This is a genomic window from Massilia arenae (genome assembly GCF_008014745.1).
GTDB lineage: Bacteria > Pseudomonadota > Gammaproteobacteria > Burkholderiales > Burkholderiaceae_D > Telluria > Telluria arenae.
This window is the reverse complement of sequence record NZ_VPFD01000008.1, coordinates 62,650-75,273: the sequence shown is the minus strand read 5'-3', so window position 1 is coordinate 75,273 and position 12,624 is coordinate 62,650. Positions and strand designations below refer to the sequence as shown.

Here is a 12,624-nt window from a genome sequence, read left to right as displayed (position 1 = left end):
GGGCCAGTTCCGGCCATCCGCGCCGTCCACGCTTGGCGGCGCGGTCGATTCAGGTACAATCCTTGTGAACGATCGTGCTATTCATGACGACAACAACAAGGAGACGACGTGGACCTGTACTATTCCGACGGGGACCTGGCCTTTCGCGACCAGGTCCGCGCTTTTCTCGCTTCCCATCTTCCCCCTGAACTGCAGCACAAGGTTCGGCAGCACCTGCGCCTGACCCGCGACGACTACGTCCGCTGGCACCGCATCCTGGCCGCCCAGGGCTGGGCCGCGCCCGGCTGGCCGGTCGAATACGGCGGCCCCGGCTGGACGCCGCTGCAGCGCCACATCTTCGAGGAAGAATGCGCGCTGGCCGGCACGCCGCAAGTGCTGCCGTTCGGCGTCAATATGGTGGCGCCCGTGATCATGGCCTTCGGCAGCCAGCAGCAGAAGGACTATTACCTGCCGCGCATCCTGTCCTGCGAGGACTGGTGGTGCCAGGGCTATTCCGAACCCGGCGCCGGCTCCGACCTGGCGGCGCTCAAGACCAGAGCGGTCCACGTGCAGGACGGCGATGGCGACCATTACATCGTCAATGGCCAGAAGACCTGGACCACCCTGGCCCAGCACGCCGACATGATCTTCTGCCTGGTGCGCACCGATCCCGGCGTGCGCAAGCAAGAGGGCATTTCCTTCCTCCTCATCGACATGCGCAGTCCCGGCGTCACGGTACGCCCGATCGCGATGCTGGACGAAGATCACGAAGTCAACGAAGTCTTCTTCGACGACGTCAGGGTGCCGGTCGCCAACCTGGTGGGCCAGGAAAATCGCGGCTGGACCTATGCCAAGTACCTGCTTGGCCACGAGCGCACCGGCATCGCCGCCGTCGGCCGTTCCAAGCGCGAGCTGGCCTTCGTCAAGCGCCTGGCGCTGCGCGAACAGAAGCGCGGACGGCCGCTGCTCGACGACCCGCTGTTCGGCGCGAAGGTGGCGGCGCTCGAGATCGAATTGATGGCGCTCGAAATGACGGTGTTGCGCGTGCTGGCCAGGGGCGAGGCCGCGCCAGGCCCAGAAGCGTCGATGCTGAAGGTGAAGGGCACCGAGATCCAGCAGGCGCTCACCGAGCTGATGGTCGAAGCGGCCGGTCCGCTGGCGCTGCCCTTCGATCCGGATTACCTGGACGGCGCGCGCGAACACGCCATCGCGGGCGACGACGATGCGGCCCCGCTGGCAGGCTATTATCTCAACTACCGCAAGACCTCGATCTATGGCGGGTCGAACGAAATCCAACGCAATATCATCTCCCAGATGATCCTGGGACTGTGAGGACGGCATGCATTTCGAACTGAACGGGGAACAGCAGCAGCTGGCCGATGCGATCCGGCGCTGGATTGGCCGCGACTACGGCTTCGAGACGCGGCGCGCGATCGTCCATTCCGAATCGGGCGTCTCGCTTGAAGCCTGGGCGACGATGGTCGAACTGGGCCTGACGGCGCTGCCGGTGCCCGAGGCACACGGAGGATTCGGCGGCGACGCCCTCTCCATGTTCGCCGTGATGCAGGAACTCGGCCGTGGACTGGTGGTCGAACCGTATGTGGCGACGGTATTGGGCGCCGAATTCCTGCGCCAGGGTGGCGGGCACGGCGCGCTGCTCGAGCGGGTTGCGGCCGGCGAAACGAAGCTTGCCTGCGCGCTGGGCGAGCGACAGTCGCGTCACGACGCCTTCGACATCTCGACCCGGGCCGAGGATATCGATGGCCGCTACCGCCTGCACGGCGAGAAGCTGGTGGTGCTGCATGGCGCCGAAGCCGATGCGCTGATCGTGTCGGCCCGAAGCGCGCAGAGCGCGGTGGGCTTGGGGAGCGCAGCGAATGTGGGCAATGTGCAAGGCATGGATGGCGTGAGCCTGTTCGTCGTGCCGCGCGACAGCGCCGGCCTGCGCATCACGGGCTACCGCACGCTCGATGGCTTGCGTGCGGCCAGCGTGGTGCTCGACGGCGTTATGGTCGGGCCGGATGCCGTGATCGGTCCGGTGGAAGAGGGCGCCGCCATTCTCGATGCGGCGCTGGATTATGGCGCCGGGCTACTGTGCGCCGAGGCGCTGGGGGTGATGCAGGCCTTGTTCGACACGACGCTCGAGTATCTCAAGACGCGCCAGCAGTTCGGCGCGCCGATCGGCAAGTTCCAGGCATTGCAGCACCGGATGGCCGATATGGCGATCCATCTCGAGCAGGCGCGGTCGATGGCCTTGCTGGCGGCGCTGGCCCTGACGCGTTCGGCTGGCAGCGCCGGTAGTGCCAATGCCGATGCCGGCGTCAATGCCGGCGTCAATGCCGGCGCCGGTCGCGATGCCGACGGCGACCTCGCGATGCGCCGGCGCGTGGTGTCGGCCGCCAAGTATCGCGTTGGCCTGGCCGCGCGCTTTATCGGCCAGGGCGCCATCCAGCTGCATGGCGGGATGGGCGTCACCGACGAGCTGCCGGCTTCGCATTACTTCAAGCGCCTGTCGATGATCGAACTGACGCTGGGCGATATGGACCACCACCTGGAGCGCTTCATCGCGCAGCCAGGCTTCCGGGAGGCCGCATGACGGCAGGACCAGACGAGGGAGCGGGCATGCTGGCGGACAAGCGCGGGCACGTCCAGGCCGATGCGCCGGCCGGCAAGCGCTGGTATTTCGAAGACTTCTATCCCGGCCAGGAGATCGACCTGGGCGAGCGCACCGTCACCGAGGCCGAAATCCTCGCCTTCGCACACGCCTTTGACCCTCAGTCCTTCCATGTCGATGCCGGCGCGGCGCAAGCCTGGCCCTACGGCGGCCTGATCGCCAGCGGCTGGCACACCTGCAGCATGATGATGCGCATGGTGGTCGATGGCCTGTTGAACGAGGCCGACGGTATGGGCTCGCCCGGCCTGGATGGCGTGCGCTGGCTGCAACCGGTACGGCCCGGCGACATCCTGCGCGTGCGCTACCTGACGCGCCAGGTCAAGGCGTCCGCCAGCAAACCCGATCGCGGCGTCGTCTGGTCGACCTGGATCGCCACCAACCAGCACGGCGACCAGGTGTGCACGGTCGACGGCATCGGCCTCTACGGGCGCCGGCCTACCAGGAATAACTAAGGGAAAGCTAATGGCCACCACGATCGCACTCGAAGCGTTGCCGGCGCGCGTCGGCAGCGAAGTCGCCGTCTCCGACTGGTTCGAGGTCGGGCAAGACCGCATCGCCACCTTCGCCGAAGCCACCGACGACCGCCAGTGGATCCACCTCGATCCCGAGCGCTGCAAGCGCGAGTCGCCATTCGGCCAGCCGGTGGCGCATGGCTTTCTCACCCTCTCCCTGCTGCCGTCCATGCTCACCAGCGCCCTGGCGATCGAGGGCATGCGCATGGGCGTGAACTATGGCCTGAACAAGGTGCGCTTCCCAAGTCCGCTGCCGGCCGGCAGCCGGGTGCGCGGGCGCTGGACCTTGCGCGGCGCCGACGCGGTCGCCGGCGGCTGGCAATTTAACTGGGATGTGTCGATCGAGGCCGAAGGGGCGGCCAAGCCCGTGTGCGTGGCCGAATTCCTGATCCGCTGCTACGCCTGAAGCAACTAAGGTAACTAAGGCAACAGAGGCACCCAAGGCACCTGAGGCGATGCTTTCATGAACCGTGGCCGACGGCGTTGCCGAGCGCGCCCACGCCACCCATCCGGTATTGATTGCGCCCGCCTGCCTTGGCCTGGTAGAGCAGGGCGTCGGCGCTGGCTACCAATACATCGGCCCCTTGCGCATCGCGCGGGACCAGGCTCGACAGCCCCAGGCTCATCGTCAGCTGCGGCGCCGTGGGCGAGGCCGCATGCGGCAGGCCGAGCTGGGCCAGTTCTTCCAGCAGGCGGTGCGCCACGCCTTCGGCGCCGAGCGCGTCGAGCTGGGGCAGCAGGATCGCGAATTCCTCGCCGCCATAGCGCGTGACCAGGTCATGGGTGCGGCCGGCGCCGCGCCGCAGGGCCGCCGCCACCTGCACCAGGCAGGCGTCGCCGGCCTGGTGGCCGTAGTGGTCGTTATAGGCCTTGAAATGGTCGACGTCGGCCAGGATCAGCGCCACCGGCAGCCCGGCGCGCGCGCAGCGGCGCCACTCGGCTTCCAGCCGCTCGTCAAAGGCGCGGCGGTTGGCCACGCCGGTCAGCGGGTCGGTCAGGGTCAGCGCGCGCAGCGCGTCGGCCTGGCGCTTGACGGTCAGCTGGGTGCGCACGCGGGCGCGCACCACGGCCGCGTTGACCGGCTTGGTGATGAAGTCGGCCGCGCCGGCCTCCAGCGCGCGGGTCTCGTCTTCCGGCGTCTTGAGCGCGGTGACGAAGATGACCGGGATGTCGCGCGTCTCGGGCGCCGCGCGCAGGGCACCGCACACGGCGTAGCCGTCCATGTCGGGCATCATGGCGTCGACCAGGATCAGGTCGGGGTGCTGGGTGCGCGCCAGCTCGAGCGCGCGGGCGCCGTCCAGCGCGAACAGCACTTCCTGCTCTTCCTGCAGCGCCGCATGCAGGATCTGGATGTTTTCCATCGCATCGTCGACCACCAGGATGCGGCCATTGAGTGCCATCTCGGTCCAGCTCACAGGGTTCCCTTTCGCATCATGAGGTCTGCCACCTGGCGCGCCGCCTCGTCGAAGCGCAAGGTGGCGACGGCGTCGGCCAGCGCGGCCGCGGCTGGCTGCCCGGCATCGAGCGCCAGGGCCGGCCGCAAGGTGGCTTCGGCGGCGATCGCCCTCATATTGTTATTCTCCAGTAAGTGGAGCAGGCGCGCCAGTGTATCGTGCAGCGTGGCGCCCTCATCCATACCGGGTAGGTCCTGGGCCGCCTCCTGGGAGACCAGCTTGGCGGCTGGGGGCGCCAGCTCACGCGCGGTCGCGGTCACGGCCTCGAGCGCGCGCGCCAGGTCGGCCAGGCGCAGGCGCACCGTGCCGTCGTCGGCGTCGCGCAGCGCGTGTTCGAGCGCATGGGCCGTCTCGGCTGCCTCGGTGGCGCCGAGATTGGCGCTCACGCCGCGCAGCCGGTGCGCCAGCTGGCCGGCGGCGCCGCGCTCGCCGGCCTCGACGTGCGCGCGCAGCTCGCCGAAGGTTTGCGCCTGGCCTTCGGCGTAGCGGATGAACAGCTCGCAGAAACGCTCGACGCTGCCGGCGAAACGCGGCAGCGTTGATTTCAGGTCGATGCCGGGCAGGTGCGGCAGCGAGGCTGGCAGCGCGGGCTCGGCGTTGGCGGCGGCGGGCGTGCCCTGCGGCCGGTCGGTGACCCGCGACAGGGTTGCCACCAGCGCGTCGACGTCGATCGGCTTGGCCAGGTGGGCCTGCATTCCCGCGTCGAGGGAGCGCTGGCGGTCCTCGTCCATCGCATTCGCGGTCATGGCGACGATCGGCAGGTCCAGGCCGGCGGCGCGGATCGCGGCGGTCGCCTCGAAGCCGTTCATCACCGGCATCTGCAAGTCCATCAGCACCACGTCGTAGGCCGCGTCTTCCTGCAGCATGCTCAGCGCGGCGCGGCCGTTGGCGGCGATCTCGAACGTGGCGCCGGCGTGGGCCAGGATGAAGCTGGCCACCTCCTGATTGATTAGATTGTCTTCGACCACGAGCACGCGCAGGCCGCGCAGGGCGCCGGCCAGTGGCGTGCTCGCGGGCGCGGGATGCGCCGCGCCGGCGCCGCCCAGCAGCCGGTCAACGGCCGCGCGCAGGCTGGCGCCGGTAAAGGGTTTGCCCAGCACGGCCGCCACGCCCAGTTCGTCGGCCAGCTCGGCGTAGCGTTCGGTATCGGGATCGGGCGCCAGCAGGCAAAGGCGGGGCATCTGCACTTGCGCCGAGCGCACGGCCGCGATCAAGGGCACGCCGTCGAGCCCCGGCATGGATTGATCGACGAAGGCAAGGTCATAGCGGCTGCGACGCAGGACGTCCAGGGCCGCATCGCCATCGTGTACCGTCTCCACCCGCCAGCCGAAGGCGGTGCAGGCTGCGGCCAGGGCGCCGCGCGCGCTGGCATTGTCGTCGGCGACCAGGACGCGCAGGGCGTCGTCCTCGAGGGCGGGCGCCCCGGGCGTGGCTTCCAGCACCGGGAACGACAGCTCGAAGCGGAATGTGGTGCCGGCGCCCGGCACGCTGTCCAGGCGCAGGGCGCCGCCGGCCAGCTCCACCAGCCGGCGCGCGATCGACAGGCCCAGGCCGGCGCCGCCATACTTGCGCACGGTCGAGCTGTCGGCCTGCGAGAACACTTCGAAGATGCCGGCCTGCACCTCGGGGGCGATGCCGATGCCGGTGTCGCGCACTTCGAACGCCAGGCGCGCCTGGCCGCCGGCTTCGCCGCGCAGCGCGATCGACAGCACGATCTCGCCCCGGTCGGTGAACTTGACCGCATTCCCGACCAGGTTGAGCAGCACCTGCTCGAGCCGCACCGGGTCGCCCTGCAGCAGCGGCGGCAGGTGGGGATCGACCGCGAACGCCAGCTCGACGTCCTTGGCCCAGGCGCCGGGGCCGTGCAGTACCGCGATGCTGGCCAGGATGTCGTCGATGCGCAGCGGGATGCGCTCCAGGGTCAGCTGGCCGGCCTCGATGCGCGAGAAATCGAGCAGGTCGCTCAGCATGCCCAGCAGCGAGCGGGCGGCGGTGCGCATGCGCGCCACGTAACCCCGTTCGCGCTGGCCCAGCTGGCCTTCCTCGAGCAGGCGCGCCAGGCCGACGATGGCGTTCATCGGCGTGCGCAGCTCGTGGCTCATGTTCGCCAGGAACTCGCTCTTGGCGCGGCTGGCCTGTTCAGCCAGGCGCAGCGCCGCCTCGAGCTGGACGCCGGTCGCGCGCAGCGCGGCCTCGGCCGCGACCCGGGTGCTGATGTCGCGGATCGTGGCCTGCATCATGCCGACGCCGCCGATGTCGACCCGGGTCAGCAGGATGTCGGCATGGAACTCGCTGCCGTCGGCGCGCAGGTGCAGCCATTCGAAGGCGTCGCGGCCCTCGTCCAGCGTGCGCCGCATGTGCTCCAGCGCCACCTCGTTGCTCGGGCGGCCGTCGATCTGCAACAGCGGCGACAGGCTGGCCGGCGACTCTTCGAGCAGGGCGGCCGGGGTGGCGAAGCCGAACAGGTCGGCCGCCGCCTGGTTGGCGCTGACGTAGCTGGCGCCATAGGCCAGCAGCAGGTGGGCGTCGCCGGCGGCCTCGAACAGGGCGCGGAACATCTCCTGGTGATCGCGCTCGCGCTGCTGCTGGCGCTTGCGTTCGGTGATGTCGAGCACCACCGCGTTCACGCCCATCAGCTGGCGGTCCGGCCCATACACCGGGAAGTAACTGGAGATCCAGTGACGCGCGCTGCCCGGCGCCGATGGGGCGTCGCCGGTGGCCTCGATCTCGACCAGCGGCCGGCCGCTGGCGATCACGCGCCGGTAGTTGGCTTCGTATTCCTCGCCGACCGGTCCCAGCAGTTCGGGCAGGCTGCGGCCGGCATGGTCGCGCGCCGGACGGCCGTTGATGTCGGCCAGGTAGTCGTTGACCATCACCACCCGCAGATCGGCGTCCATGAAACACAGGCCGACGGGAATCGAGGCATATACGGTTTCCAGCTGCGCCTTGGAGCGCTTCAGTTCTTGCGTGCGCTCGGCCACCAGCGTCTCGAGGCCGCGCCGGTGTTCCTGCAGCTCGGCGTCGACCCGGCGCAGCGCATGCGCCACCGCTTCCACCTCGCGGATGTCGGACGGAGGCAAGACCAGCGGCTCGCCGCTGCCCAGCCGCTCGGCGGGACCGGCCAGGCCCTGCACGGCGCGCGCGATCGAGCCGCCCAGGGCCCAGGCCAGGGCCAGGCTGATCGCCAGCAGTCCGGCGATCGCGGCCACGGTCTTGGCCATCGACTGCCCGAGCAGTTCGCCGGCTGCGTTGTGCGGATAGCGGATCGTCACCACCCAGCCGTGCGCCGGCGAGTGGGCGAAGGCCGCGAAGCCGCGCCCGCCGCCATCCTGCGGCAGTGCGACGGTGCCGGCGCTGCCCGACGTCACGGCCTTGGCCAGCGCCGGCTCCATCGGCAAGCCCAGGTGCTGGCCGCCATCGGCGCTGCGCGAGACGGTCAACAGGTGGCGGTCATGGATGCTGGCGATCCAGCCGTCCGGCAGGTGCTGGCTGTCGAGCAGCTCGGCCATGCGGCGCGGGCGCAGGTGCACTGACAGCACGAAGCGCACCTCGCCCTCGTGCCAGATAGGCACTTCGACCGACAGCGCGTACTGGCCGCCACCGTCCAGCCGGTGCAGGCCGGACGCCACGGTGTTGCCGGTCTCGGCCACGCGCCGGATATCGTCCTCGTTGCCGGTGCGCGGCAGCGGGACGCCGATGGGATAGCGTGTATTGATCAATGGCATGCCGTTCGGCAGGCTCAGTACGAAAGCCTGGGCCGGGAAGTCGGGCCGCAGCAGGCTCCTGGCGACCGCGTGGATGGCGACCATGTCGCCCCTGGCCATCATCGCCGTCGCGGCCAGGACCCGGGCCGCGGTCTCTCCACTCTGGATATCGCGGTCGACCGCCGCCGCCAGCACCTCGGCCACGGTCTGGGCATCGCGCGAGACGTGGTCGCGTTCGCGCAAGGCGGCATCGCGCGCCAGGGCGACGTAGCCGACCAGGATCGGCAGCGCGCATGCCAGCACCAGGATATAGAGCTTGGCGCGGATCGAGGGCAGCGAAAGACGGGCAAACGGCAAAGACGACTCCTGGTTTCAACACGGTAAAGGGCGCAAGGCGTCATGTTAGCTGGCCCCATCCATACCGCATAGCGGCGCATTTGATTGCCGCAGTGCATCGTCTTCACTCTGCAACATGGCGGAACGGCCATATTGCCGTTATGAAATGCGAAATAATCGTCGGTCGATGGCGGATTGTTACCATCAAGCGTAGGCAGCGAGGCGAAACCGCGACAGAATTGCAAGCCGGCGCGATGCCGATAATCACTATTGTTCCCTCAGGCATTAAAATCCCTCTTGCAAGAATTAACCCAAGGGATGGTATGGCAAGGCCAGAGAAAGTCCGCCTCGGCGAAGTGTTGATGCAGCAGAAACTGTTGAGCGAAGAGCAACTCCAGCAGGCGCTTGCCGACCAGAAGCGCACCGGACGCAAGCTGGGCCGTGTATTCGTCGAAAGCGGCTTCGTCACCGAAGACCAGATCTCGGGCGCGCTGGCGCGCCAGCTCGACATCCCTTACCTGAACCTGAAGTTCTATAACATCAACGCCGAGCTGGTGCGCCTGCTGCCCGAGACCGCGGCGCGGCGCTTCCGCGCGCTGGTGCTGGAAGACCGCAAGGAGACGATGCTGGTCGGCGTCTCCGACCCGACCGACCTGTTCGCCTATGACGAGATCGCGCGCCTGATCAAGAAGGGCGTCGAGCTGGCGGTGGTCAACGAGACCGAGGTGCTGGCGGCGATCGACCGCATCTACCGCCGCACCGGCGAGATCACGGGCCTCGCGCGCGAGGTCGAGGCCGACCTGGGCGACGTCTCGATCGACTTTGGCGCGCTGGCCGCCAATCCGGGGCTCGAGGAAGCGCCGATCGTCAAGCTGCTGCAATCGGTGTTCGACGACGCGGCCCAGGTGCGCGCCTCCGACATCCACATCGAGCCGCAGGAAGGGCGGCTGCAGATCCGCTTCCGCATCGACGGCGTGCTGCACCTGCAGACCGAGGCCGACCTCAAGGTCGCGACGCCGCTGGCGCTGCGCCTGAAGCTGATGGCCGATCTCGACATCTCCGAGAAACGCCTGCCGCAGGACGGCCGCTTCGCGGTCAAGGTGCGCAACCAGCGCATCGACGTGCGTATCTCGACCATGCCGACCCAGTACGGCGAATCGGTGGTCATGCGTCTCTTGAACCAGGTCAGCGCCAACCTGCGCCTGGATGCGATCGGCATGCCGGCGCGCCTGGTCGAGCGCTTTCGCGCCATCGTCGCCCGGCCCAACGGCCTGGTGCTGGTGACCGGGCCGACCGGTAGCGGCAAGACCACCACCCTGTACAGCGCCTTGTCGGAACTGAACTCGGTCGAGAAGAAGCTCATCACGGTCGAGGACCCGGTGGAATACCGCCTGTCGGGCATCAACCAGGTGCAGGTCAACGACAAGATCGAGCTGTCGTTCGCGCGCGTGCTGCGCTCGGCGCTGCGGCAAGACCCGGACATTGTGCTGGTCGGCGAAATGCGCGACCAGGAAACCGCCGCCATCGGCCTGCGCGCCGCGATGACGGGCCACCTGGTGCTGTCGACGCTGCACACCAACGACGCCGCCTCGACCCCACTGCGCTTGATGGACATGGGCGTGCCACGCTATATGGTGAGCGGCTCGCTGCAGGCGGTGCTGGCCCAGCGCCTGGTGCGCGTGATCTGCGAGAGCTGCACGGTCGACTACCAGCCGGCCGCCAACGAGACCGACTGGCTGCGCGCCGAACTGGGCGAACATGCCGCGACCACGCGCTTTTATCACGGCAAGGGCTGCTCGCACTGCAACGGCACCGGCTACCGCGGCCGCACCGGGGTCTACGAACTGCTGGAGATGACGCGCGCCGTCACCGACGCGGTCAACCATCCGGATCCGGGCCACTTCCTCAAGGTCGCCCACACCGAGATGCGCGGCGAGACCTTGCGCCGCCACGCGGTGAGCCTGGCGGTGCAGGGACGCTCGACGATCGCCGAGGCGATGCGGGTCAGTAACCAGATGGACGACTGATTTAACAGCCCATGCCATATTTCGCCTACAAGGGCCGCAACGGACGCGGCGAGCCGGTACACGGCGTGCTCGAAGGCGCCGATAGCGCAGCCGTGGCCGACCAGCTGTTCGGCAGCGGCGTCACGCCGATCGAGATCACGGTCACGCGCAAAGCCGCGACCAATGGCGGCCTGGGATGGCGCGAGCGCCTGTTCGAGAAGAAGGTCACGTCGATGGACGTGCAGTTGTTCAGCCGCCAGATCTATACGCTGCTCAAGTCCGGCGTACCGATCATGCGCGGCCTGGCCGGGTTGCAGGAGTCGGCAATCAGCAAATCGTTCGCGCGCGTGATCAAGGATTTGCGCGAGTCGCTCGACGCCGGGCGAGAACTGTCGGCCGCGATGATGCGCCACCCGCAATGCTTTTCGCCTTTTTACCTGTCGATGGTGAAGGTGGGCGAGATGACGGGACGGCTGGAAGAAGTGTTCCTGCGCCTGTTCGACCACCTGGAGTTCGACCGCGACATGCGCGAGCGGGTCAAGACGGCGCTGCGTTATCCGAGCTTCGTGGTGATCGCCATGATTATCGCCATGGTGGTGGTCAACATTTTCGTTATTCCGCAGTTCGCTTCGGTGTTCAAGTCGTTCGGCTCCGAATTGCCGCTGATGACGCGCATCCTGCTGGCGACGTCGGGGTTCACGGTCAAGTGGTGGCCGGCGCTGGCAGGTGTCGCGGCCCTTGGCTGGTTCGGCTTCCGGGCCTGGACCCGTACCGCGCAAGGGCGCCTGACCTGGGACCGCTACAAGCTGCGCCTGCCGATCGCCGGCAAGATTATCCACAAGGGCACGATGGCCCGCTTCGCGCGCAGCTTCGCACTGTCGATGCGCAGCGGGGTGCCGATCGTGCATGCGCTGACGGTGGTGTCGCAGACCGCCGACAACGCCTACCTGAGTTCGCGCATCGAGCAGATGCGCGACGGCGTCGAGCGCGGCGAGAGCATCCTGCGCACCTCCACCGCGGCCAACGTGTTCACGCCGATCGTGCTGCAGATGATCGCAGTGGGGGAAGAGACCGGATCGATCGACGACCTCATGGACGAGATCGGGCAGATGTACGAGCGCGAGGTCGACTATGAGCTCAAGACCCTGTCGAGCCAGATCGAGCCGATCCTGATCACCTTCCTGGGGGTGATGGTGTTGATCCTGGCGCTGGGAATTTTCTTGCCGATCTGGGACCTGGGACAGGCGGCGCTGCATCCGAAATGAGCGTGCTTGGAGTGCGCTGTTGCAAAAAGAACGCATCGGCTTGATCAAACTTAAACTTTCATCAACGAAACATTGCATTGCGGCGATCCTTTTGCTGTCACGACATCAAAGTTGCACATTCTCACGGTAGAATTGTTGCAGCAGTCGATACATATCAGGACGACCACTCGTCCCAATCATCGTTAGGAGAAAAAAGAAAATGAAGGTTCGTTTCAATAAAAATGCACAGAGTGGTTTCACCCTGATCGAACTGATCGTTGTGATCGTTATCCTGGGTATCCTGGCGGCGACCGCGTTGCCGAAGTTCGCCAGTTTGAGCGGCGATGCGCGCGCTGCCGCGTTGCAGGGGGCCAAAGGATCGATCAGCGCCGCGTCGGCGATGGTCCACGGTAAATGGCTGATCTCGAACGCGAACCCGATCGTGACCGAAGGATCTAATATCGCCATCGTTCTTGGTTACCCGGACGTGGCCACCATCAAAACGGCAGCAGGCCTTGCGGACACTGACTTCGACATCAGTACCAACGGACAGACCATGACCGTGCATCCGAAGAACTTGCCTGCTGCACTTGCCGAGACCTGTAAAGTCACCTATACCGAAGCGACCGCGGCGGTTGCCGCGCCGGCGATCGTGATCACGGCAAGTAAGTGCGAATAAGCTGCGCATGAACCCGGAAACAGGCGCTGCCAGTCA

9 protein-coding genes are annotated in these 12,624 nt (G+C 67.4%); 7 read left to right on the top strand and 2 right to left on the bottom strand.

Annotation, left to right across the window (positions count from 1 at the left end; all coding sequences use genetic code 11):
- Positions 1–108 precede the first annotated feature (108 nt).
- From FVD38_RS09305 to FVD38_RS09290, 4 genes are read left to right on the top strand one after another with little or no spacing between them, the layout of a single operon-like run.
- Complete coding sequence (locus tag FVD38_RS09305; RefSeq protein ID WP_147934560.1) at positions 109–1,311, top strand: acyl-CoA dehydrogenase family protein; 1,203 nt, start codon at positions 109–111, stop codon at positions 1,309–1,311.
- Between the two features lie 7 nt (positions 1,312–1,318).
- Positions 1,319–2,575, top strand: a complete 1,257-nt coding sequence (locus tag FVD38_RS09300; RefSeq protein ID WP_147934559.1) for an acyl-CoA dehydrogenase family protein — start codon at positions 1,319–1,321, stop codon at positions 2,573–2,575.
- On the top strand, positions 2,572–3,105 hold the full coding sequence (locus FVD38_RS09295) for a MaoC family dehydratase (RefSeq protein WP_147934558.1): 534 nt from the start codon (positions 2,572–2,574) through the stop codon (positions 3,103–3,105). The genes FVD38_RS09300 and FVD38_RS09295 overlap by 4 nt, the downstream gene beginning before the upstream one ends.
- Before the next feature lie 10 nt (positions 3,106–3,115).
- Entirely contained in the window at positions 3,116–3,571 is a 456-nt protein-coding gene (locus FVD38_RS09290) for a MaoC family dehydratase (protein WP_147934557.1), read from the top strand.
- A 55-nt stretch (positions 3,572–3,626) separates the two neighbouring features.
- Here FVD38_RS09290 and FVD38_RS09285 read toward each other — a convergent pair whose 3' ends face one another.
- Together FVD38_RS09285 and FVD38_RS09280 are read right to left on the bottom strand one after the other, a co-directional pair.
- On the bottom strand, positions 3,627–4,565 hold the full coding sequence (locus FVD38_RS09285; RefSeq protein WP_147934556.1) for a diguanylate cyclase domain-containing protein: 939 nt from the start codon (positions 4,563–4,565) through the stop codon (positions 3,627–3,629).
- An 11-nt stretch (positions 4,566–4,576) separates the two neighbouring features.
- Positions 4,577–8,680 (bottom strand): response regulator, encoded by a 4,104-nt coding sequence (locus FVD38_RS09280; RefSeq protein WP_147934555.1) that lies wholly within the window; start codon positions 8,678–8,680, stop codon positions 4,577–4,579.
- Between the two features lie 302 nt (positions 8,681–8,982).
- Between FVD38_RS09280 and FVD38_RS09275 the strand changes: the two genes are divergently transcribed.
- From FVD38_RS09275 to FVD38_RS27140, 3 genes are all read left to right on the top strand, one after another.
- Positions 8,983–10,686, top strand: a complete 1,704-nt coding sequence (locus tag FVD38_RS09275) for a GspE/PulE family protein (RefSeq protein ID WP_147934554.1) — start codon at positions 8,983–8,985, stop codon at positions 10,684–10,686.
- A gap of 11 nt (positions 10,687–10,697) precedes the next feature.
- Positions 10,698–11,930 (top strand): type II secretion system F family protein, encoded by a 1,233-nt coding sequence (locus FVD38_RS09270; protein WP_147934553.1) that lies wholly within the window; start codon positions 10,698–10,700, stop codon positions 11,928–11,930.
- A 199-nt stretch (positions 11,931–12,129) separates the two neighbouring features.
- Positions 12,130–12,588 carry a type II secretion system protein gene (locus FVD38_RS27140; protein ID WP_147934552.1) on the top strand — a complete coding sequence of 153 codons (459 nt, stop codon included), beginning with the start codon at positions 12,130–12,132 and terminating at the stop codon, positions 12,586–12,588.
- Positions 12,589–12,624 lie beyond the last annotated feature (36 nt).